Source organism: Ruminococcus sp. AF17-1AC, assembly GCF_003461385.1.
GTDB lineage: Bacteria > Bacillota > Clostridia > Oscillospirales > Ruminococcaceae > Hominimerdicola > Hominimerdicola aceti.
Map to the genome: position 1 here is coordinate 53,652 of NZ_QTWZ01000008.1, position 23,296 is coordinate 76,947.

Below are 23,296 nucleotides of genomic sequence, written 5' to 3' on the forward strand. Positions count from 1 at the left end.
GAAAAGAACATATCCTGTTCTTATTTATTATCTATCATTTCATAATCGCTATCAAGCAGCTCTGAAAAAGTTTTTCTAAGAGTTTCCTGCTGCTGCTCGTTCATAACTCTTTTTGCAAGCACATAAATAGTTTCTTTTTTGAGTATTATAATAAACATCTCGTCATTTTCCAAAACGTTTAGTGAGATATCCTCAAAACCAACTATCCTCGGTGGAACAGGAGTAAAGTCCTCCTCCTGCTTTTCCTCCTCTGTCGGCAGCGTTTCTATTTTGAAGCTGTCATCATAGAGGGTGAAAACATACTTGTCGTCCTCAAGAGGTTTAAGTGCCTGCATAAGATATTTTCTTATTCTTCTGGTGTTATACCATGTGAGAACGATTATTGCAAGGCATATGAACGCCAGCACCCAGTTAAGATATCCCGAAGGGTTTCTCACTATGGACACTATAAAAAGCACCGCAACAACGCCGAAAGCCGCTGTTATCTTCCAGTTATGCGCATAAACGAATTTCTTCTGAAAGGCTAAAAAAGCTCTTTCCTCTTCCTCGTTTTTCACATCATACTCAAAGCTCAAAACAGGCTCTTTTTCTATCTGTGCTTCTTCCACCCCATCAGCATTATCAACAGCTTTCTCAGCCGTTTCAACAGCTTCCTCTGTCTTTACCTCTTCAAGCTCTTTTTCCTGATTTTTATTTTCGTTGTTATCCAAAGCAGTATCCTTTCTTTAAACGTCAAGATCCTTTACATACTCTGCATTTTTCTCTATAAATTCTTTTCTCGGTGCGACCTTATCGCCCATAAGAATAGTGAATATCTCGTCCGCCTTAACAGCGTCCTCCATTGTCACCTTTATCATAGTTCTTCTTTCAGGATCCATGGTTGTTTCCCAAAGCTGTTCAGGGTCCATCTCACCAAGACCTTTATATCTCTGAACGTTTACTTTCAGATTGTTTTCACCCGAAAGTTCAGAAATATACTGATCTCTCTCTGCGTCTGAGAAAGCATATCTGACCTGCTTGCCCCTTGCGACCTTGAAAAGCGGCGGCTGAGCAAGATAGATATGACCATCCTCGATAAGAGGACGCATAAATCTAAAGAAGAATGTGAGCAGAAGTGTTCTGATATGAGAACCGTCCACATCGGCATCGGCCATGATTATAACTTTGCCGTAACGGAGCTTTGAAAGGTCAAAGTCCTCGCCTATTGATGTTCCCAGTGCGGTAACAACAGGCATAAGCTTTTCATTGCCGTATACCTTATCTATCCTAGCTTTTTCAACGTTGAGCATTTTTCCCCACAAAGGAAGTATAGCCTGATATTTTCTATCTCTGCCTTCCTTTGCAGAGCCGCCCGCAGAATCTCCCTCGACGATATAGATCTCAGTGAGTGAAGCATCTCTCTCAGAACAGTCAGCAAGCTTGCCAGGCAATGAAGAGGATTCAAGAGCAGATTTTCTTCTTGTAAGCTCTCTTGCTTTCTTTGCGGCTTCTCTTGCCTTTTGTGCCTGAACGGACTTATCAAAAATAGCCTTTGCCACAGTAGGGTTTTCCTCGAAGTAGTTCATAAGCTTTTCGGTAACTATCTTGTCAACGAAAGGTCTTACCTCAGGATTGCCAAGTCTGCCCTTTGTCTGTCCCTCAAACTCACAGTTTGTGAGCTTAACGGATACTATAGCTGTCAGACCCTCTCTTACATCGTCGCCAAGAAGCTTATCGTCGTCTTTAAGATAGCCGAACTTCTTACCGTAGTTATTTATTACCTTTGTAAGAGCATTTTTGAAGCCTGTTTCATGAGTACCACCGTCAGGAGTATGGATATTATTAGCAAATGAAAGTATAAGGTCATTATAAGTATCGTTATACTGCAAAGCTATCTCGGCAAAGGTATCGCCCTCCATGCCGTTGACGTAGATAACTTCCTCAGAAAGCGGAGTAACGCCTCTTGTTTTGTGGATATGCTCCACAAACTGTCTTATACCGCCCTCATAATGGAGAGTTTCGCCCACAGGCTCGGCTTCATTTCTCTTATCAGTGAATATTATCTTTATACCGGCATTAAGGAATGCCTGTTCTCTAAGTCTTTTCAGCAGTGTTTCATAATCGAAAACTGTTGTTTCCTGAAATATCTCAGGGTCAGGCTTAAAGAGAACGGAAGTACCTGTTTTATCAGTATCGCCGATTATTTTCAGCGGCTCTGAATAATTACCTCTGTCAAACCTCTGAAAATGAATATGTTTTCCGTCATAAACTGTAAGCTCAAGATATTCCGAGAGGGCGTTTACTACAGACGCACCAACGCCGTGAAGTCCGCCTGCTACCTTATATCCGCCGCCGCCGAACTTTCCGCCTGCGTGGAGAATGGTATAAACTACCGTTGCAGCAGATATTTTCTCCTTTGGGTGTATACCTGTAGGGATACCACGTCCGTTATCGGTAACTCTGATAATGTCCCCGGGAAGTATCTCTACTTCTATCTCAGTGCAATATCCTGCCAATGCCTCATCGATAGCGTTGTCAACTATCTCGTAGACAAGGTGGTGAAGTCCCTTTGGACCTGTTGATCCGATATACATACCAGGTCTTTTTCTTACCGCTTCAAGACCCTCCAGCACCTGTATCTGATTTTCATTATAATCATTTTGCTTATCCACCATGGATATTTCCTCGGTGTTCTGGATCTCGATCTCGTTGTTATTTTCCAAAAAATAACCCCCTCATCACTTGGTTTTTATCTTATAATCTTATATCTTTGATTCATCATTCAGGCATTCTTTTGCTTCTTTTCAAAAGTGTGGCACAGCTCATCTGACTTATATACACAGTTTCCGTAAAGTCTTTATCAAGGCACACCACAAAGCTTTTAGGCATCTCATATGTGCAGTTCACAACACGTCTGTTTTTTGCCGCAAAATTTAGAAATTCCTTTGTGTTGGCAGAAACAGAGGTGTTCTCTATATCGAAGATCCCTATGATATCTTTAGTATTGACTAAATAGTTATTTCCTAAATGCAGAAACATCACTTATTCTCCTGAACTATCATTCCGTTTTCTATATTGAATATCTTTCCATGGCTTTTCTCGTCAAAGGGGATATTCCTGTCACAGCAGGTTATAAAGACCTGCATATCGTGTATTTTCGAGATAACGAACTTCTGCCTTGATAGGTCAAGCTCGCTCAAAACATCATCGAGAAGTATACACGGGCTGTCGTCTATCTCCTCGGCAAGTATATAAGCCTGCGAAAGCTTCAAAATAAGTGCGAGAGAGCGGTGCTGTCCCTGAGAAGCGAACTGTCTAACTGCCAGTCCGTTTATTTTTCCCGCAAGGTCATCTCTGTGAACGCCTTTCTGTGTAAATCCTGCTCTTATATCGTCATCAAGATTATTTTGCAGACAGCTTAGATACTCTTCAGCCATTTCTCCTGCATAATCTTTTCTGCCCTCCAGATTGGAATACACAGTGGAATAATATTCAAGCTCCAGCCTTTCTCTGCCCTCTGATATATCCTCATAAAGCTTTTTTGCGAACATATCGAGCTTTTTGGTATAATTATATCTTAAAAGCGAGATATAAGCCCCAAGCTGAGCAAGCTGGATATCCCACACTTCAAGCTCTTCTCTTTTTGATCTGCCGTAACAGATATTTTTTAACAATATATTTCTCTGCTCTATAAGATCATCATATTTTGAGATAACAGAGCTGTAGGAATTTTTTATCTGTGACACTGAAAGGTCAAGAAACTGCCGTCTGTTTTCGGGAGAGCCTTTTGAAAGCTCCAGATCCTCAGGAGTAAAGATAACACAATCAAGGCTTCCGAAAAGCTTTGAGGGAGTTTTCAGCTTTACGCCGTTCAAGGTGACGTTTTTTTCTCTCACATTAGGTCTTGCCATTGCAAAATGTATATCCTGACTGCGAAAGCTGTTTTTAAATGAAATGTCGATATTCATGAACTGTCCGTTTATATCTATCATTTCTCTGTCTTTTGTGTTGCGAAAAGACCTCACTCCGCTGCAAAGCCATATAGCTTCTATAAGATTTGTTTTGCCCTGAGCATTCTTTCCGCAGAAAATATTCATTTTCTCATGAGGATATATCTCGACTTTTTTGAGATTTTTAAATCCGTCTGCGGAAATTTTGGTTATCACCATTTTATTTTACCACTATCTCTGTAGCTATCTCGTCTATCTGCACCTTATCCCCGGGGCGGATCTTCTTTCCCCTCATAGTGCAGACCTCACCGTTTACTTTGATTCTCTCCTCGAGGATTATCTCCTTGCCAATGCCGCCTGTTTCCACAACGCCTGCATATTTAAGCAGAGAATCGAGCTTTATAAACTCTGATTTTATATTTACATCTATCTGTTGATATTTCATATTCTTATTCCTTTGCTAGTCTTACAGGGAGAACGAGGTAAGTATAAGCGTCGCCCTTACACGGAACTATCTTCATAGGCAGCAGACTTCCGCTCATCTGCAATTTGACCTTATCTTCCTTTATGACCTTCAGAGGGTCAAGAAGATATTTGCACTTGAAGCCTATCTCGATAACAGGACCTGCTATATCAGCCTTTATCTCGTCTGTTATCTTTCCAACGCTTGTTGAGCAGTTTATTTTTATAGAATTATTTTCAAAATAGCATCTTGCAGGTGACGGTGTTCTGTCACTTATAAGTATCAAACTTCTTTCAAGAGCGGCAATAAGCTCTTTCCTGTCAACAATGACCTCAGTTGTGCAAGTAGTTGGTATAGCTGACTTATAAGGGTGGAACTCGCCCTCGATAAGTCTTGAATAAACAAGATAGCCGTTTAATTCAAACACAACATGATTTTTTGAGAGATAAACGGAGGCTGTTTCTTCGTCATTATCTCCCAGAAGTGCTGCTATCTCAGAGAGAGTTTTTGCAGGCACGACGAATTTAAGACTTCCGTCATACTTTATAGGCTCATATCTCACAGCAAGTCTGTATCCGTCAAGGGCAACAAGAGTAAGAGTACCGTTTTCGATCTCAAAAAGCTCGCCCTTAAGAACAGGCTTAAGGTCTGTAACAGCCACGGCAAACTTTGTCTGATTTATCATATCCTTAAGAACAGGCTGAGAGATAGTTATCTTGTTTTCTTCCTCTTTCTTAGGCAGTGCAGGATATTCCTCTGCTGATGTTGCAGGGATATTGAATGTGGTAACTCCTCCTGAGATCGTTACCTGAAAATTTTCAGAAACCTCTATAAGGATCTCTTCAGAAGGCATTTTTCTTATCATTTCAGCAAAAAGTCTTGCATTAAGTATAAATTCTCCCGAATCGTCGCTCTTTACCGGAATAACAGTTTTTATACCTATCTCAAGGTCATAGCCGGTAAGCTCCAGCACTGAGTTTTCAAGCTTGAATTTTATTCCCTCAAGAGATTTAAGTGCAGCACGTTCTGACACTGCTTTTGAAACATTTGTTACTGCTCCGCAAAGTGAAGCATTATTACACAGAATTTTCATAGCAATTTCCTTTCTAAAAAATTACATTTATCTGACTTTTGTTTTTTCAACATATGAATTTCTCAAACTTATATTTTTTGCTTTGATAATATATAAATAAATCAATATTAAATTAGTATTAGTAGTAGAGTGTGTTGAAATGGTTGAAAAGTCATTCAAAGCCTTTTACAGACTTGTTTTGCTTTTCAAGTTTATTTTAACATCACTTCAACTGTGTTTTCAAAAACTTTTTTTGTGTTTGAAAAGTTGAAAAAATGTTTGTTGAATGTTTATTATTATCGCAAAAAATGTTGAAACCTGAAAATCGGTGTTTTATTTTATAACACCATGGTTTAAACTTCATTGTGCAAAGTTTTGAAAAACATTCCGCAAAGCTTTATATATCCAAGTCCGGATATTCAACAAAATTGTTGAAAACTATGTTGAAAATGTTGAAATAGTCCGTTTAATTGTCCTTGAGGTTTTTGATTATGTCGTCAACGGTATCTTTTAGCTGTTTGTTCTCTTTAAGATTTTTAACAACGTCCTGATAGTGTATGGTCATAGTTGAATGGTTTTTGTTAAGCACATTTCCTATCTGTATAAAGGTCATGCCCTTTACGTCCTTGAAGATATAGATAGCTATTTTTCTTGCAAGGGATACGTTTGCACGTCTGTTTGTTGATTTTATGTCGTCAGCAGTAACGTCAAATGCTGCCGCTACCTCCTGAAGTATCCTGTCAACCGTTATCTCAGCAGGGTGATTTTCAATGATTATTTCTTTGATTATCCTCTGAGCCATAGATATGGACGGGCTTTCATTCGTATAAATGGTAAGAGCCTTTATTTTGTTTACAGTTCCCTCAAGCTGACGTATGTTCGTCTTTATCTTCTCTGCTATTATCCTTACGACATTGTCAGAAAGCTGTAAGTCCAGCATATCAGCCTTTTTCTTTACGATAGCCATTCTTGTTTCAAAATCAGGCGGTGTAACGTCTACCTGAACGCCAAGTGAAAATCTGGTAAGTATCCTGTTTTGAAGCTTCGATATCTTTGACGGTGCAATATCCGATGTGAGAACTATCTGTTTGCCCGCATTGTAAAGATCATTGAAGGTATGGAAAAATTCCTCCTGCATACGCTCCTTGCCTGCAATGGTCTGTATATCGTCTACCATAAGATAGTCGGCATTTCTGTATTTATCATGAAATTTATTAGTTTCCTTTGACTCGATAGCTTTAACGAGCTGGTTTATAAAGGATTCACCTGTGGTGTAAATAATTTTCAGCTCAGGGTGATTTTTCTTTACCTCATGCTCGATAGCTTTCATAAGGTGAGTTTTTCCAAGTCCAGAATCACCGTATATGATAAGTGGGTTGAATATAGTATTTGTGTTAGACGGCGTTTTCTGATCTTCGTCATACTTATGTGCGACAGCCGTGCTGAAAGCATAGGCAAGATCATTCGATTTACCTTTGATAAAGTTATCAAAGGTAAGATTGTTGTTTTCTTCATCAGAAAAGTCAGCCACCTTGACTTCTATATCCTTTTCCTCAGTTTCATTAACTTCTTCTTTGTCTTTAACAAGTATTTTTATATCTACCTCAAAGCCCAAAGTGTTGAGAAAAGCTTCTTTTAAAAGATTCTCATAGGCGTTCATAGTGATATCTCTTGAAAAATCAGAATCAGTGAGCAAATAAGCCACATTGTTTTCAAGCTTCATCGGTTCAAGTATCTTTATCCATTTGTTATATCCCGGCTCGCTGATACTTTTGCAGTTTCGGCAATATTTCAGGACCTCCTGAAATACGTCATTAAAGGAATCCATTGTTTCTCCATAACCTCCTAGAAAATAGCTCTGCCTGTGCGGTGTTTCCGCTGTCCGCCGTGACCCCTGTCAAACAGACGGCAGGTCAGAGTTTTAAAAAAAATATAAACAGGCATAATTAATCAATTCTATACTATTATAGCACACTTGACTTAAAATTTCAAGTCCTATATATTATATATAAGGAAAGAAATAAGGATAAAAAGTATGTTTTTCAAAGATAAGAAAAAACACTTAATACAGATAAAATTTATATTTGGCACACAATATATTGTATGCTCATAAAAAATGAGGACGTAAGCGGCAGGTTTTTCGGACAGTAAGCCCCTCAAAGCAAAGAAAAATAATATCAAAAAAAATATAAAAATATTATGAACAGGCTTGACAAATGGTGTGTGAATGAGCTATAATATTAAATTACAAGGGCTTTTTTCATAGCGATATTGTAATTTGCTGTGACCCTATAAGTTTAAACATCTCCGAGGACGTTTTTTTGTATAAAATGACGGAGTGTTGAAAGCGGAAGGAGGAGAATTCGATGAAAAGAACATATCAGCCTAAAAAGCTTCAGAGAAAGAAAGTTCACGGCTTCATGAAGAGAATGTCTACTGCTAACGGCAGAAAGGTACTCGCAAGAAGAAGAGCAAAGGGCAGAGCTAGACTCAGCTACTAAGAGATACAGGCAGTTTCTGATGATAAGTCTGACAGGCATTATTCAGGCGGTTAGTTACGCCTGAATCGATGTCCCTAGGCAGTTGTATTTAAGCGTCGTTGGACGCTGCCTCAGATGACCTATATACCATTCATTGATTTGCATGGTATTGGGTCTTTATCTTTTTTTGGCAAAATTGCCGTGAAAAGGCGAAAAGAGTAAAAACAGTACACAATGGGGAAATGAAGATGCTGTTCACAACGGTTTTAAAGGATAACAAGGCATTTTTAAGATGCTATAAAAAGGGAAGATTTTGTGCAGACAGTTTTGTAGCAGCATATTTTTATCCCAACGGTAGCCCGTATAACAGGCTTGGAATAACGGCGGGCAAAAAGCAGGGCTGCGCGGTAACAAGAAACAGAATTAAGAGAATAGTAAGAGCCGCCTACAGACTTAACGAGGCGGAATTTCCGCTGGGCTATGATATAGTTTTTGTGGGAAGAAACGATATAGGGGAAAAGAAAACTCAGGATATTGAAAGATTTATAAAAAAAAGACTCATAAAAGAGATGAATAAGCCTGTTCCAAAGAATAACAGGTCAGGCAGGGCAAAGAGAAAGTAAAATGAGTAAACTGGCTCAGCTGCTGATAAGGTTTTATCAGCGATTTATAAGTCCTCTTTTCGGACCAAGGTGCAAGTATTATCCAAGCTGTTCGGCATATGCGCTGGAGGCTTACAGAAAGCACGGCTTTTTTAAAGGCACGCTGCTCACTGTATGGAGATTGCTTAGGTGCAACCCGTGGAGTCTGGGAGGGGTTGACTATGTTCCTGACAAGCTTACCACTGAGTATTTTAAAATCAGAAAAAAATAAGCCTGAGAGCTTAATCAGATATATAGGTTATCAATATGACAAATAATTGATCTGGAGGATATTAAATGGGTATTATTGCGACCCCTTTGGGCTGGATAATGAAGGGCTGCTATTTTGTATGCAAGAACTACGGAATAGCACTGCTGCTTTTCACTATCCTTACAAGACTTATAGTATTTCCGCTTAACGTCAAGCAGCAGAAGAGCACGGCAAGAATGACCATGCTTCAGCCTGAGCTTGAAAAGATAAAGAAGAAATACGCTAAAAACCAGCAGAAGATGCAGGAAGAGCAGATGAACCTTTACGCCAAGGCAGGCGTAAACCCTATGGCAAGCTGTTTGCCAATGGTCATCACAATGGTAATTCTGTTTGCTCTTATCCCTGTTATTTACGGACCTCTTACCTACGTTTCAAACGCAGATAAAGAGGAGCTTACAGACTCAAACAACATGATATCGAATCTTTATGTTGTCAGTGCTGAGGTAAAAAGCAAGGATACTACAATAGAAAAGCTTATTGAAAAGTTTGAGAAAGACGGTGCTACTGAGGACGAAGCTTATGATAAGCTTGAAAAGCTTTTTACAGACAAGGACAAGTATCCAAAGTCTGCAAAGGCACTTTCTAATGACAACAAGATATCTAACGTTATGAATGCTATTAAGGCTCATAATGATATAGATACTTTTATTCTTAATGAGAATTACTTCTCCACAAACCTCATTCAGTCAAGACCTGAGCTTATGACTTTCGTTTTCACTGAAAAAGAGGGCGGACAGTATGCAGATGTGCTTCCAACAAGCGTAAAGGCTGCGGCTGAAGATTTCAACTACAGCATTTTCGGACTTTTCCTTGGAAAGATACCAACAATGAAGGATCTTTCCTGCATTATCCCTATTGTATCAGCACTTTTGCAGCTTATAGTGACATTCGTTTCACAGCATTTTGCAAAGAAGAACAATCCTGACGCTGCTAATATGGGCGGAATGGGAATGAAGATAATGCTTTATGGTATGCCTATCTTCTCACTGTGGATCGGTTTCAGCTATCCGGCAGGTCTTGGTCTTTACTGGTGCTATTCTTCACTGTTTGCACTGGGACAGACTATCGTACTCAATAAGATCTATACACCTGAACACGTTGCAGAGCTTGTTCAGAAGGATATAGCAAAGCAGAAAAAGAAGGGCAAGCCTACTCTTATGGAGAAAATGGCTGAGGCTCAGATGATACAGGCTGGTAAGGATCCTGCTGAGATCAGAAAGTCACTTTCTGACGATGAGGATTACGATGAGCCTAAGAAGAAAACGAAGACGGAGCTTAAAGACGAGCAGAGAAGACGTCTTAACGAAGCCAGAAAGAGAATGGCTGAGAAATACGGCGACGAATATGACGATTCACAGGATTGACCTGTTGTTGACTAAACTTTTTTAGCGAGAGGAGCAGAAAAAAATGAAACAGATCTTTACAGCCGCAACTGTAGACGAAGCAAAGAACAAGGCGGCAGTTGAATTTGGAACAGAAGTAGAAAAGATCACTTTCACAGTTCTTGAAGAGCCTAAAAAGGGCTTTTTCGGAAAGATCAAGGGTGAGGCAAAGGTAGAAGCTGAATATGAGCCTGAAACAAAGGTAGAAACTGTAACTGAAAAAACAGAGGCTGTTGAAGAAAAGGCAGAAGTTCAGGAAGAAGTCAAGGCAGAGGCAGAGTGGAGCGACACTTTGCAGAAAAAGGCTGACTGTGCAAAGGAATATATACTCAATGTTATAAAGGCAATGGGCATAGAAGACACAGAGATCGAGGTAACAAAGCTTGAAAACGGCGCACTTTTTGAGATAAAGAGCGAAGAGTTCGAGAAGCTTATCGGCAAGAAGGGCGATATCCTCGATTCACTTCAGTATCTTGCATCACTTATATGCAACAGGATAGACAGAGAATATTTCAGAATATCCACAGATTGCAATGGTTTCAGGGCAAGAAGAAAGACTCAGCTTGAAGAGCTTGCAAGAAAGATAGCAAACAACGTAAAGAGAAGCGGTCGTTCATCAGCTCTCGAGCCAATGAATCCATATGAGAGAAGAATCATTCACGCTGCTGTATCAGAGATCGAGGGTGTAACATCTCAGTCAAAGGGTGAAGAGCCATGGAGAAAGGTAATAATCAGCTCTACAACACCTAGAAAGTATGACAACAGAGGCGGCTACAAGAAGAACGGTGGCAGAAGAAGAAACAATAATAATCGCCGCTCAAAGGGTTTTGACATAACAACAAGCTTTGAAAAGGACTACAAGAAGCCAAAGCCGGAGGACACAATGAAGGATTCAGGTCTTTACTCAAAGATAGAGTTCTAAATTAAAAATGACAATAAGAAAACACGCTGAACAAAAATTCAGCGTGTTTTTTTGCTATTTTGCTTGTTTTTTATTGTAGGGGACGGTGCCCCCGACGTCCCGCTTATCGATGTTTCGGTTTCAATATCATTTGTATTTTTTACACAATGTTCGGCGCAAAAATTTATAATATTGTCTGCTTCTTTTCATTCGTGACCAATCCAAGTCCAGCCGCTTCGATGTCGGGCTGTCGAGGGCGCCAGCCCCTACACATTTGTGTCTACAGTTTGTCCGCCGCAAAATCGCTGTCGCTCTTTGCGGATTTTACTTTGTATAAGAAACTACAAAAGCGGTGCAGAGATTTGTTCTCCGACACCGCTTTGTATTTTGCTTTAGTTTGTATTATAATTTTTTCTTTTTCATTTGACCCTTGTTGCGTGGATATTTCTCAGGTGTTTCAGATACTTTTCTTATGAGGATAAGCGTTCTGCCGTCGCCTGTTGGAAGCTCATAGTCAAAGACCTCTTCGACCTTTCCTCCCAGTATCTTAATAGCATTCTTAGCCTCTTTCAGCTCGTCATTTCCTCCTGAGCCTTTCAATGCAACGAAATATCCTCCGACTTTTACAAAAGGCAGGCAATACTCGCATAGGTCGCTCAGGTTTGCCACTGCTCTTGCTGTGGCAATGTCAAATTGTTCACGGCACTCCATACTTCTGCCAAGCTCCTCTGCTCTGCCGTGTATGCAGGTCGCACCAAGGTCAAGACTTTCTGAAAGCTGTGCAAGAAAATTTATCCTCTTGTTAAGGCTATCCAAAAGTGTAAGCTTTATATCGTCACGGACGATTTTCAGCGGACAAGACGGAAATCCTGCCCCTGTGCCGACATCTATTACCGTTGCATTTTCTTTTACCTCGAAAAGTGTGAAAGGATAAACGCTGTCAAAAAAATGCTTTATTGAAATTCCCTCAGGGTCAGTGATAGCAGTAAGATTTATTTTCTCGTTCCATTCACAAAGCAGATCTGCATAAGCTTCAAAGCGTGAATAATCACTGTCAGATATTGTTATATCATAATTATCAAAAAGCTTTATAAAATCGTCCTTAGAAATAAGCTTTGACATACTATCCCTCCCTATGGTCATTCTTTGATGAGAGCCATACCAAAAGCACACCCACGTCAGCAGGGTTTACTCCGCTGATTCGGCTTGCCTGACCAACTGATACAGGCTTTATTTTATTGAGCTTTTCAATTGCTTCAAGTCTAAGACTTTTTATATCATTATAGTCAATATCCGCAGGCAAAGCCTTTTTCTCCAGCTTTCGCATAGCCTCCACCTGTTCAAGCTGTATCTTTATATAGCCGTCATATTTTATCTGCAATTCTACCTGCTCTTTTACTTCTGCTGAAAGCTCAGGTCGTTCCTTATCAAAAGGAGCAAGACCGTCATATGACACCTGTGGTCTGCGGATAAGCTGAGCAAGCTTTATGCCGTTGTTGAGAGGGTCAGTGCCTACAGATTCAAGATAGGCATTTATCTCAGGATCTGGTGCAATATTTATTTTTGAAACACGCTTTATCTCAGCGGCTATCTGTTCATTTTTGTCAAGCAAATGCTGATATCTTTCGTCTGAGATAAGCCCTATCTCATGTCCTATAGGCGTGAGCCTTATGTCAGCATTATCTTGTCTTAGCAAAAGTCTGTATTCGCTTCTTGATGTGAGCATTCTGTAAGGGTCTGAACAACCCTTTGTCACAAGGTCGTCAATAAGAGTGCCTATGTATGAAGACGCTCTGTCAAGAATAAGCTGTTTTCTGCCGAGAATTTTCAGTGCGGCATTTATGCCTGCGATAAGACCTTGTGCGGCGGCTTCTTCATATCCCGAAGTGCCGTTGAACTGACCTGCGCCGTAAAGACCGTCAAAAGCCTTGAACTCCAGCGTAGCAGAAAGCTCTGTAGGGTCACAGCAATCATATTCTATGGCATAGGCGTTTCGCATTATCTCAACGTGTTCAAGTCCTTTTATAGTGTGCAAAAATTGAAGCTGAACGAACTCAGGCAGTGATGACGACATACCTTGCAGATAATATTCGTCAGTGTCAAGACCCATTGGCTCAATAAAAAGCTGATGCCTTGGCTTATCCGAAAATCTCATTATTTTGTCCTCGATAGACGGACAGTATCTTGGGCCAATAGCGTGTATCCTACCCGAATATATAGGTGAAAGATGTATGTTATCTCTTATTACCTTGTGTGTTTCCTCATTTGTATAAGCCACATAGCATTTGACTTTATTTTCAAGCTTTTCATGATTATCAAAAGAAAATGGCGTTATATCATCGTCACCGCACTGAACTTCAAGCTTGTCAAAATCTATGGAACGCTTGTGTACACGGGCAGGAGTGCCTGTTTTGAAACGTCTTATTGTCATTCCTGCCTTTTTAAGACATTCTGTCAGACTAAGTGCAGGCAAAGTTGCGTCAGGACCGCTTGAATATGATACTGCACCCACATGGACAGTGCCGCCAAGGTAAGTTCCCGTTGAGATGACAACAGCCTTGCAGTCATACTCAGTGCCAAGCTTTGTACGCACACCACGGACAGTCTTGCCGTCCTCCTCAAATAAAATATCAGTTATCTCAGCCTGCTTCAGATAAAGCCCGTCAGTATCTTCAATAGTCTTTTTCATAAGCTTATGATATTCAACACGGTCTATCTGCGCCCTCAGACTATGAACGGCAGGACCTTTTCCACGGTTGAGTATCCTGCTTTGCAGAAAAGTTTTATCCGCCGCCTTGCCCATTTCTCCGCCCAAAGCGTCTATCTCACGAACAAGATGTCCCTTTGCAGTTCCGCCTATAGAGGGGTTGCATGGCATATTGGCAACACCGTCAAGTGTTATGGTAAAAAGTGCCGTCTTTAATCCAAGGCGTGCCGCCGCCAAAGCCGCTTCACAGCCTGCGTGACCTGCACCTACCACAATAATATCAAAATATTCCTTTTGCATAATAAAACCACCTGTCTAAAAATAAGACCATATAAATTACTTTCCTACGCAGAATTTTGAAAATACCTCGTCTACCACCGCTTCTGTAGCTTTTTCTCCTGTCAGCTCCAAAAGTGCATTTGCGCCATTATCTATCATCACAGTAACAGCGTCCAAAGTCTCTCCCATATCAAGGCTTTCAAGAGCCATGGCAAGATATTTTCTTGCACGTTCTGCACAGGCTATTTGACGCTCGTTTGCAAAAATCGTGCTGTCAGCGTCATATCCGCCAATGCCCAAAAGCTTCTCTGTGGCTTTTTGCAGCTCTTCTCTGCCCTCGTCAAGCTTCGCAGAAATCTCTATCACATAGTCTGAATATTTTTCAAGCTGCGACCTTTCAACAACATTTTCAAGGTCAGACTTGTTGAGAACTATGATAACTTTCTTTCCAAGCTTTTTCACATATTCAAGAAGCTCCAAGTCTTCCTCGTCAAGCTTTCTTGAAATGTCGAAAACTTCTATCACAAGCATAGCGTTTTTAAGCTTTTTCTTTGCAATATCAACGCCTATTTTTTCAACCTCATCATCAGTTTCATGTATTCCTGCAGTGTCGGAAAGCTTCAAAATAAGCTCGCCAAGCTTTGCACTTTCTTCAATAACATCTCGTGTTGTGCCTGCCACATTTGTGACTATGGAGCGGTCATATCCCAACAGCATATTCATGAGGGTCGATTTTCCAACGTTCGGCTTACCTGCGATAACAGTGTCAACACCGTTTTTCAGTATCATACCGCTGTCATGATCTGCTATTATTTTATCAAGCCCTGCCAAAGCGTTTTTAAGGCTCTCTCTGAGATTATCCTCAGATATCTCAGGCAAGTCCTCCTCTGGATAATCCACCCATGCCGCAAGTTCGCCTAGTATTGTGACAAACTTTCTTGACATATCAGAAATCAGCCTGAAAAGCCTGCCCTCTTTTGTAAGATTTGCAGAATTAAGTGCATATTCTCCCTGAGCGGAGATAGTTTCCATTACGCCCTCAGCCTGAGTAAGTGAAAGCTTTCCGTTGAGAAAAGCCCTCTTTGTGAACTCGCCCCTCTGAGCAAGCTCTGCACCCTGTTCAATGCAAAGTCTGAGAACTTTTTTTGTAACATATATTCCGCCATGGCATGATATCTCGCAGACGTTTTCACCGGTGTATGATTTAGGCGCACGGAAAACCGTCAGAACGCCGTCATCGACTTCTCTGCCGTTTTTGTCAACTATTTTTCCGTATGCACAGGTATAGCCTGCCATGTTTTCAACACTTTTGCATGACAGCGGTTTAAAAACCTTTGCACCTATGCTTATGGCATTTTCTCCGCTTATTCTTATTACAGATATACCGCCCTCAGCGAGTGGTGTCGAAACTGCACATATATCTTTCATTTTTACCTCTTTTTACTCCGACAGAGCCTTTCCCTGCCATGAATTTCTTCTTCCCATTTCCTTGTCTATCTCGTTCATAACGCAGAATTTTTTCAAACTCCACAAAGGTGCAACAAGGTCGTCCTTTGCACCGTCACCTGTCACACGCTGTATTACTATCTCCGCAGGCAGAAGCTCCAACTGGTCGCAGACGATATTAACATACTCGTCCATTTCAAGTGCTCTGAACTCTCCACGCTCATACATCTGCGCAAGCACAGTGCCTTTTAAAACGTGCAGAAGATGTATCTTTATGCTTTGTATATCAAGCTGACCGAGAGTTTTAGCCGTTTCAAGCATCATATCCCTATCTTCACCGGGAAGCCCGTCGATGATATGCACGCACACATTCACATTGCGTTTTCTCAGCATTTCATAGCCTTTGAGAAAATCCGCAAAAGTATGACAGCGGTTCATTTTCAAAGCCGTTTCATCATGGATAGTCTGTAAGCCAAGCTCTACAGTAAGAAAAGTCTTTTCCGCAAGCTCACCGAGCAGGTCGGCTTTTTCTTCGTTGATGCAATCTGCCCTTGTTGCGATAGAAAGCCCTGCCGTATTTTCAAATGACAGGGCTGTATAAAACATTTTTCTCAGCGTTTCAACGTCAGCATAGGTATTTGAGCCTGCCTGAAAATACGGTATGCACAGACCCTTGCTCCACTTCTTGCTCATTTTCTCCCTTATCTCTCTGTACTGAGTAAGGATATCCTCATGAGGGTCGCCTGCAAAATCTCCGCTCATTTTTGCAGAGCAGAACACACAGCCCCCCACACCTTTTGTGCCGTCTCTGTTCGGACAGCCAAGGTCAATATTAAGCGGTATCTTGAAAACCTTAGTGCCGAACTTGTGCCTTAAATAATAATTATAGGTATGATATCTTTTATTGTCATCAGAATAGGGAAAAGGGTTATCAAATCTGCTATTCATCTGACGGTCCCTCAGTTTGCTCGGTGGTAGGTTCTGTAGTTTCTGTCGGCCGAGTTGTGGTCTCAGTTGCCTTTGTTGTGGTCGTGGTAGTAGTAGGACCAGGCTGTACTATAGGCTCAGTTTCGGTGACAGTATAGTAAGGCTTGTCATTATTTGTGGTAGTGGAAGCCGTTGAAGTCGTTGTGGTGCTTTTAGTTTCCTCCGGTCTGTCAATAGCAGTGGTAGTTGTTGTTTTTTTCTTGTCCTCTTTTTTCTTTGTGGTAGTTACTTCACCGTCCTGCGGTTTTGCAGTGGTGGTGATAACATTTTCGTCAGGATCATCACTGTCATTATTAGTCGGATGATCGAAGCTGTTGTGATTAGAATCAGTATTGTCAGGAGTTTCCTTTATAGGGTCAGTGACCTTATTGCCGATGCCATAAATAAGAGAGATACGCTCCTCAACAGCTTTCATGGCGTTAGGAAAAGGTATACTGTTATTATAAGAGTCCTCCAATGCCTGAGTGTAATCCCCTGAAAAGAAAGTCTTGAATGTTAAAGACAGATTGTTGTCCTCAACAATGTCGCTTCCTGAAACTGAAATAAAGAATATGCAGGCAAATAGCATTATGACCGCTATGGAGAGAAGATTTATAAAGCTGTAATGCTCCTCCAAATTCGTTTTGGCAAGCTCTTCAGCCGCTTCCTCCGCAGCCTCGCATTCCTCCGGTATTTCATATTCATTGTCATCATGAACGATATTGAATCGTGTAGTTTTCTTATCCATTAGTATTTTCCTCTTTTTATGCTGCGTATTCCGCCGCAAGTGTTATAACGCTCACTGCAAAAACAAGCACTGTCATAATGGTCTTTGTTATCATAACTCTGCCATAAGCCGCCTGAGACTTCTGTGAAAGCTTTTTAAAAATCTTGCAGAAAGCCCTTTTTGCAGGTGGGCAGACAATAAAGAACGATATTACTATAAGGGTGATATTTTTCAGCACTGCACTTTTTACAGACACGCTCAAGGTGTATTTCACATTTACTCCTGCAAGTGCAAAGAGCCATTTTTTGTAGCCATAGAAGCTGTCAAAATAAAGTCCGCCAAAAATAACGAGAGCAGTGAGGACAAGATAGATATACTTCACAAGGTCAGGCAGCTTTGAAAGCGGTCTTTCAAGAAACAGCTTTTCAAGGATACAAAGCACAGCCGCACAAAGTCCGACGATAATGAAATTCACCTTTGCCTGATACCATATAGAAAGTGCCAGTCCGCAAAGTATATAGCATACAAAAGTAAAGACCTTGTTCATGTTTTTTTTGCAGCAGAAAACCTCGCTGAAAAAGTCAACAACAGTTGTATTGAAGCTTTTTATCATACCAGTGAAAAGTCCGTCAGCCTCAATGTTTGTGTAGTTGTCGGGATAAACAAAGCCGTTTGTAAGACCAAGACCCTTTGCCATATCCGAAAGCCCTGTGAAAAGAAAATAATACTGTGCCAAGAATGACAGCATACCAAGCCAACAGCCAAGGGTAGTTATCTCTTTGCCGTTAAGTCCTGCAAGCTTTATCTGTTCAAAAACGCCTGCAAGAAGCACCACCTTGCCAAAACCGAAAACTATCTTATTAAGTCCCTGGTTGAGCTTTGCTCCTGTGATCTCACGATGCCTTATCTGTGGCTCAATATCACCGTATCTCACAAGAGGTCCCACAAGCATGAAATGCAGTGACACCATATAAGTCAGAAGGCAGAAAATGTTTTTTTCTGCTTTGCAGCTGCCCTTGAAAACGTCATAGACATAAGAAATTCCTCTGAGCATATAATAACCCATACCAAGTGGAAGTATGGCAGCGTCAAAACTGAGCTTTTTTACCTTATTATAAAGGATATTCTGACCGAATATCAGCATAAGAGATACGTTCATTATAATATCCAGCACCAATAATATTCTGCAAAGGGCTTTGTTCTCACGGTTTTTTGAAATAATAAGACCAAATATCCAATCAAGGATAACCGACAGGAAAATAAGACAGAACACAAAAGGTCTGCCCCAACTGAAAAACAGCAGGGAACAAACTATCAGAATGAGGTTTTTATATTCTGCGCTTCTGTCGAAAAGCGAAATAATGGTCATTATCGGGAACATTCCCAGTATAAATATAAGATCGGAATAAACCAAAATAAATTGCTCCTTAATATTTTTATGTGTTAAAATATTTTTATATTTTTTTACTTATGATTTATACCTATAATTTTATCACAATTCACTAAATATAGCAAGCAAAATTATAAAGAAAATCTAAATTTTTCAGTTTTCTTCAAAAAGTATTTGCAATTAATAAAAACTGTGGTATAATTATAGTAAATAAATGTGCAATTCTACTTGGGGAAGGAGTGGCAGAGTTGGCTTCAATTTTAGTTACAGGAGCAAGCGGAATGATAGGCTTGTACCTTACATCCAGCTTACTGCACAAAAAGCATCGTGTATTCGGTATAGATACACGCAAAAATGAGTTTATTGGAACTGATCCAAACTATACTTTTATCCAGTGTGATATTACAGATAAGGACGCTATTACAAATGTAATCGATAGCAACAAGATCGACGTTGTCGTACATCTGGCAAATTCTGTAGATAACGATATAGATCCATATGTAACAGACGCTGAGATGAAAAAGAGCAAGATATGTGATAAGTTCATATATGCGGCTGCAAACAAGGCTGAGGTAAGGAGCTTTATCCTGCTCAGCACAACAGCAATATATGGTGTACAGAAAGGCAGAGAACCAATAAGGGAAACTGCTCCTGAAAAGGGAAATTCAAACTATGCAGATCTTAAGATGACATCTGAGAAGATAATGCAGAAGGAATTTAAAAAGTCTGAAACTATACCTGTTATTGCCAGAGTAGCTCCTATTTATGACGCTGAGTATACACAAAATCTGAGAGACAGAGTATTTGACGCAAAGGAAAATGTTGCATACATATTCAATGATGGAGAATACGGCTTTTCATTCTGTTGTGTATTCAATCTTATCGACTTTATAAATGGTATCATCAATGTGCCGACAGGAAGATATGAGGGAATCTACAATCTTGCTGATTCAAGGCTGATAACGGCAAAAGAGATAATTGATTATGAAAAGGAACATCACCGCATAGGTGCAGTTATCCAGAAATCACCTGGAATGGGAATAAGCATCAACAAAGGTAAGATGAAAACTGATTATCGCTATTTTGACCCATCTATCACATTCAACAACTGGAACATAGACAACACAAGGGCAAAGAGAATAGCACCTTTCAGATGGACACTTTCAAACACAAAATAAACTCACAAAGGCAGTCCCAGGGCTGCCTTTTTTGTATTGTTCCATGTGGAACATTTGATATAACAGGAGAGCTAAGATATCATGGAAAGCAATAGGTTAGTTAAAATATTATGTGTTGTCTGTGCGGCAGGCTGTTGTCTTTTCTCTTGCGGAAGCACAGGGGAAGAAAAGCCCAAAAAGCTTTCAAGCGTCAGCACAGGAGTCACCACAACTGTGACCACAAATAAAAAGTCTGCCGAAACTATCACGGGTTCAGTGACTACTATACAAACAGCAGCGACTTGTACAAAGATAGTTTTTGATGGCGGCTATACCCTTTTTGCAAATGTGCAGGGGGGATATACTCTTATAAACAGTTCAAATGAGATAGTGAACTCTTTTGAGATAACTGATGATAACGGTGATAAGCTTGTACTGACTTGTGACGAAAATACTGTCACTGTCACTAAGAACGGAAAAAAGGTCAACTCGTTCAGCTATAAAGGCACAAGGATAATAATATCAGCCAACGAGGTCTACTATGCAAACACAAAGGTGACATATGTTGATGAAAGCTTCAGCAGCTTTAACGTAACTGACAAGGTGATTATAAGGTGTATCGCAGAGAACAAGTTTGAAATTGTAAAAGACGGCAAGACAGTAAAGAAAGCTACTGTAAAAGATGTGAACGGCTCAAAGTATGTGCTTGAAGCCATGGATAAGGGCATGGAGATAACAAACACTGATAATGAGCTTATGGAATCCATAGTGGTAGGCAATAACTACATAAGCGTGTCAGGGGATAAGGTTATCATAAACGGAAAGACCATGCGGCCACCTCACAGTGCAGATATAAAAGCTGTGACTACAACTGTTACTACAACAACGACAACGGCTGCTACTACCACAACGACTTCAAAGAAAACTGAAAAGAAAACAGAAACGCAAACTGAAACTGTTACCGAGCCTATGCAGGAAGAACAGCCCTCTGCTCCTCAGCCTGCCGAGCCTACTGAACCTGATTCAAGCACGAATATGTCAAATAGAAATCTTTCTGCTGAAACATCTGAAATGCTTGGCTATGTAAATGAAGTCAGAAAACAGTATGGTTTAAGAGAGCTTGAGGGACTTGAGCTTCTCGACTCTGCGGCAGATGTGCGAGCAAACGAGCTTTTGGAAAATTATTCTCATGACAGACCTGACGGCAATTCATATATCACAGCTATAGAAGAAACTGACCTTCCTGAATGGCGTGCGGTGGCTGAAAATATCGCATACGGAATGAACAGCATGAGCACTGTGAAAGAGGCTTTCGACGCATGGATGGATTCACCGCCTCATAGAGAAAATATCCTCAACCCTGATGTGCGTTACATGGCGTGCGCAAAAGCAACAAAGTCAGACAACGGGGAATATACCTATTGGGAACAGCTTTTTTACAGCGATATATAAAAAAATTTGGACAGACTTTCAGAGCCTGTCCAATTTTTTGTTCCATGTGGAACATTTTATTCTGCCTGCTTTTCCGATGGTATCTTTATAATATATTCGATATAATCCTCGTGGTCGATACGTTTTGCGTCAGCGTTCACTCCTGCCATTCTCATAACATCTATTGCCTTATTGACACTGTTGAAAAACAATCTAACATCTTTTAACATAGCCGCTCTTTTGTGATAGCTTGCACGCTTTTCATCATCTTTGAGAAGCTTTGCAATGTATTTTTCCAATGTGTCAACTGTCCAACCACTTTCAGCCGCTTTGTTCAACACAGCAAGCCTGCGGTCATTATCTGTGATCTTTATCAAAGCCCTTGCGTGACGTTCTGACATATTGTTATCGAGAATTATTTTGCGTTCCTCAGCGTTAAGTTTCAGAATACGAAGCTTGTTTGCAACTGTGGATTGAGCAAGTCCCAGACGAATAGCCGCAGATTCCTGAGTCATGCCATATTTTGTGATGAGCTGTGAGATCGCTTCGGCTTCTTCAAAAAAGTTCAGGTCACAACGTTGGATATTCTCTATAAGTGCAATGACCTGCGAACGTTCCTCTGTGGCATTGATAAGTATACACGGCACTGACCTTAATCCTGCAAGCTTTGCCGCACGCAAACGTCGCTCACCTGACACAAGCTCAAAAGTGCCTTTTACACGCCGCACTGTGAGAGGTTGTATGATCCCGTCCTGAGAAATGCTTTTTGCAAGGCTTGTTAGTTCGGCAGATGAGAAATATCGCCTTGGCTGAACAGGGTTCGGTCTTATCTCTCCTATGGAAATGTCGATTATTTTGCCTAACGTCTGATAGGGTGAAGCACTTTGTGATTCATCAGTTTCTTCGCTGAAAGCTTTTGTTAATGTTTTTGGGAAAATGCTCATATTTTATACCTCCGTTTCGTTTTAAAACAATCATAACACTTCACAATCCTCAATTCTATATTTTATTCAGAAAACTTTTCTGCTCTTTATGACCTTGATTTCGATATTGATACTTTATTCTTTGTATTATTTTCTAAATTGTCATAGGCTTTGTCGGATAAAGTAAAAATCTGATTTGTTCCATGTGGAACATTTTCAAGAAAATTTGTAAAAGGGTCTTTTCAAAAGTGAAAAATTGTAGTATAATAAATATGATATAATTCTACTAAGAAAAGAGGTCAAGAATATGGGGAAAATAATTGCCGTTTCAAATCAGAAAGGCGGCGTTGGAAAATCTACTACTGTTGTAAATCTTGCAGCGGTTTTTGGACTAAAGGGCAAAAAAGTCCTGATCGTTGACTTTGACCCACAGGGCAATACTACCACAAGCTTTGGTATAAAGAAAAAAAGTATCAGAAATACAGTGTTTGATGTAATATTTGAAGAATGTTCGATATTTGAAGCTGTCGTGCCAACTTCCTGCCGTGGAGTTTCAGTTGTGCCGACAACTCAGGATCTTTCAGGTGCGTCTGTATCACTTGTGAATGAAAAGGACAGAGCAATGAAGCTTCGTAACGCCCTTATGCCTGCAAAAGAATTTTATGACTACATATTTATAGATTGTCCCCCAACTCTCGATATGCTCACAATAAATGCACTTGCGGCGGCTGATTCTGTACTTATTCCTCTCCAATGCGAGTTTCTTTCTTTGGAGGGTCTTGTTGAGCTTCACAATACTATCAACAGAGTAAAAGTTTCTTTCAATCCTGACCTTGATATTGAAGGCATTTTGTTTACAATGTGCGTTGAAAGATACAAGATAACAGGTCAGATAATAAGCGAGGTCAAAAAGCACTTTGCAAAGGAAGTCTTTGAAACTACCATACCGAGAAACGTTGCTTTGTCGGAAGCCCCAAGCTTTGGTGAGCCGGCTATTTATTATGATAAGAAGGCAAAAGGCTCAAAGGCGTATGAAAATCTTGCAAAAGAAATAGCTAAAAGAGAAAAGAAAAAAGCGGCAAAGAATAAAGAAAAATAAAGAAAAAAATAATGTTCCACATGGAACATTGT

At 40.3% G+C, this 23,296-nt stretch carries 22 protein-coding genes; 8 read left to right on the plus strand and 14 right to left on the minus strand.

Annotated elements, in window-relative coordinates; translation table 11 throughout:
- Positions 1 to 20: 20 nt before the first annotated feature.
- The 7 genes from DWW81_RS07155 to dnaA form a co-directional block, all read right to left on the minus strand.
- On the minus strand, positions 21 to 710 hold the full coding sequence (locus DWW81_RS07155; protein WP_117897112.1) for a YcxB family protein: 690 nt from the start codon (positions 708 to 710) through the stop codon (positions 21 to 23).
- A 15-nt stretch (positions 711 to 725) separates the two neighbouring features.
- Complete coding sequence (gene gyrB, locus DWW81_RS07160) at positions 726 to 2,654, minus strand: DNA topoisomerase (ATP-hydrolyzing) subunit B (protein WP_117897153.1); 1,929 nt, start codon at positions 2,652 to 2,654, stop codon at positions 726 to 728.
- A 103-nt stretch (positions 2,655 to 2,757) separates the two neighbouring features.
- Positions 2,758 to 3,018, minus strand: a complete 261-nt coding sequence (locus DWW81_RS07165) for an extracellular matrix/biofilm biosynthesis regulator RemA family protein (RefSeq protein WP_022287192.1) — start codon at positions 3,016 to 3,018, stop codon at positions 2,758 to 2,760.
- Positions 3,018 to 4,148 (minus strand): DNA replication/repair protein RecF, encoded by a 1,131-nt coding sequence (gene recF, locus DWW81_RS07170; RefSeq protein WP_022287191.1) that lies wholly within the window; start codon positions 4,146 to 4,148, stop codon positions 3,018 to 3,020. The genes DWW81_RS07165 and recF overlap by 1 nt, the downstream gene beginning before the upstream one ends.
- A 1-nt stretch (position 4,149) precedes the next feature.
- Positions 4,150 to 4,374, minus strand: a complete 225-nt coding sequence (locus DWW81_RS07175; RefSeq protein WP_022287190.1) for an RNA-binding S4 domain-containing protein — start codon at positions 4,372 to 4,374, stop codon at positions 4,150 to 4,152.
- Positions 4,375 to 4,378: 4 nt separating this feature from the next.
- A complete protein-coding gene (gene dnaN / locus DWW81_RS07180) occupies positions 4,379 to 5,485 on the minus strand; it encodes a DNA polymerase III subunit beta (RefSeq protein WP_117897113.1) in 1,107 nt (368 codons plus the stop codon).
- A 445-nt stretch (positions 5,486 to 5,930) separates the two neighbouring features.
- Complete coding sequence (dnaA, locus tag DWW81_RS07185; protein ID WP_117877494.1) at positions 5,931 to 7,292, minus strand: chromosomal replication initiator protein DnaA; 1,362 nt, start codon at positions 7,290 to 7,292, stop codon at positions 5,931 to 5,933.
- A gap of 538 nt (positions 7,293 to 7,830) precedes the next feature.
- Here dnaA and rpmH point away from each other — a divergent pair.
- From rpmH to jag, 5 genes are all read left to right on the plus strand, one after another.
- Positions 7,831 to 7,965, plus strand: a complete 135-nt coding sequence (gene rpmH / locus DWW81_RS07190; RefSeq protein ID WP_022287187.1) for a 50S ribosomal protein L34 — start codon at positions 7,831 to 7,833, stop codon at positions 7,963 to 7,965.
- Positions 7,966 to 8,192: 227 nt separating this feature from the next.
- Complete coding sequence (gene rnpA, locus DWW81_RS07195) at positions 8,193 to 8,567, plus strand: ribonuclease P protein component (protein WP_038672794.1); 375 nt, start codon at positions 8,193 to 8,195, stop codon at positions 8,565 to 8,567.
- Position 8,568: 1 nt separating this feature from the next.
- A complete protein-coding gene (gene yidD, locus DWW81_RS07200) occupies positions 8,569 to 8,817 on the plus strand; it encodes a membrane protein insertion efficiency factor YidD (protein WP_022287185.1) in 249 nt (82 codons plus the stop codon).
- A 65-nt stretch (positions 8,818 to 8,882) separates the two neighbouring features.
- Positions 8,883 to 10,220, plus strand: a complete 1,338-nt coding sequence (locus tag DWW81_RS07205) for a YidC/Oxa1 family membrane protein insertase (protein WP_117897114.1) — start codon at positions 8,883 to 8,885, stop codon at positions 10,218 to 10,220.
- A 43-nt stretch (positions 10,221 to 10,263) separates the two neighbouring features.
- Entirely contained in the window at positions 10,264 to 11,160 is an 897-nt protein-coding gene (gene jag, locus DWW81_RS07210) for an RNA-binding cell elongation regulator Jag/EloR (protein WP_117897115.1), read from the plus strand.
- A 381-nt stretch (positions 11,161 to 11,541) separates the two neighbouring features.
- On the opposite strand, the gene rsmG is transcribed toward jag, so the two are convergent.
- The 6 genes from rsmG to DWW81_RS07240 are packed head-to-tail and all read right to left on the minus strand — an operon-like array spanning position 11,542 to position 18,678.
- Positions 11,542 to 12,261, minus strand: a complete 720-nt coding sequence (gene rsmG, locus DWW81_RS07215) for a 16S rRNA (guanine(527)-N(7))-methyltransferase RsmG (protein ID WP_117897116.1) — start codon at positions 12,259 to 12,261, stop codon at positions 11,542 to 11,544.
- Position 12,262: 1 nt separating this feature from the next.
- Positions 12,263 to 14,146: a tRNA uridine-5-carboxymethylaminomethyl(34) synthesis enzyme MnmG gene (gene mnmG, locus DWW81_RS07220; RefSeq protein ID WP_181982698.1), complete on the minus strand. Its 1,884-nt coding sequence runs from the start codon at positions 14,144 to 14,146 to the stop codon at positions 12,263 to 12,265.
- Between the two features lie 36 nt (positions 14,147 to 14,182).
- Positions 14,183 to 15,553, minus strand: coding sequence for a tRNA uridine-5-carboxymethylaminomethyl(34) synthesis GTPase MnmE (mnmE, locus tag DWW81_RS07225; protein WP_117897118.1), 1,371 nt, complete (start codon positions 15,551 to 15,553; stop codon positions 14,183 to 14,185).
- A 12-nt stretch (positions 15,554 to 15,565) separates the two neighbouring features.
- Positions 15,566 to 16,519, minus strand: coding sequence for a TIGR01212 family radical SAM protein (locus tag DWW81_RS07230; RefSeq protein WP_117897119.1), 954 nt, complete (start codon positions 16,517 to 16,519; stop codon positions 15,566 to 15,568).
- Positions 16,512 to 17,285, minus strand: coding sequence for a hypothetical protein (locus DWW81_RS07235; protein ID WP_117897120.1), 774 nt, complete (start codon positions 17,283 to 17,285; stop codon positions 16,512 to 16,514). Before DWW81_RS07235 ends, DWW81_RS07230 begins: the two co-directional genes overlap by 8 nt.
- A gap of 16 nt (positions 17,286 to 17,301) precedes the next feature.
- Positions 17,302 to 18,678: an acyltransferase gene (locus DWW81_RS07240; protein ID WP_117897121.1), complete on the minus strand. Its 1,377-nt coding sequence runs from the start codon at positions 18,676 to 18,678 to the stop codon at positions 17,302 to 17,304.
- 224 nt (positions 18,679 to 18,902) lie between these two features.
- Between DWW81_RS07240 and DWW81_RS07245 the strand changes: the two genes are divergently transcribed.
- Positions 18,903 to 19,832 carry an NAD(P)-dependent oxidoreductase gene (locus DWW81_RS07245; RefSeq protein WP_118163735.1) on the plus strand — a complete coding sequence of 310 codons (930 nt, stop codon included), beginning with the start codon at positions 18,903 to 18,905 and terminating at the stop codon, positions 19,830 to 19,832.
- An 81-nt stretch (positions 19,833 to 19,913) separates the two neighbouring features.
- Positions 19,914 to 21,263, plus strand: a complete 1,350-nt coding sequence (locus DWW81_RS07250) for a CAP domain-containing protein (RefSeq protein WP_117897122.1) — start codon at positions 19,914 to 19,916, stop codon at positions 21,261 to 21,263.
- Positions 21,264 to 21,319: 56 nt separating this feature from the next.
- Here the strand turns inward: DWW81_RS07250 and DWW81_RS07255 are convergent, their stop codons facing one another.
- Positions 21,320 to 22,186, minus strand: coding sequence for a ParB/RepB/Spo0J family partition protein (locus DWW81_RS07255; protein ID WP_117897123.1), 867 nt, complete (start codon positions 22,184 to 22,186; stop codon positions 21,320 to 21,322).
- A 286-nt stretch (positions 22,187 to 22,472) separates the two neighbouring features.
- On the opposite strand from DWW81_RS07255, the gene DWW81_RS07260 reads away from it, so the two are divergent.
- The gene (locus DWW81_RS07260; RefSeq protein ID WP_046439576.1) at positions 22,473 to 23,264 is read left to right on the plus strand and encodes an AAA family ATPase; all 792 of its coding nucleotides are present in this window, start codon (positions 22,473 to 22,475) and stop codon (positions 23,262 to 23,264) included.
- The last annotated feature ends 32 nt before the right edge of the window (positions 23,265 to 23,296 follow it).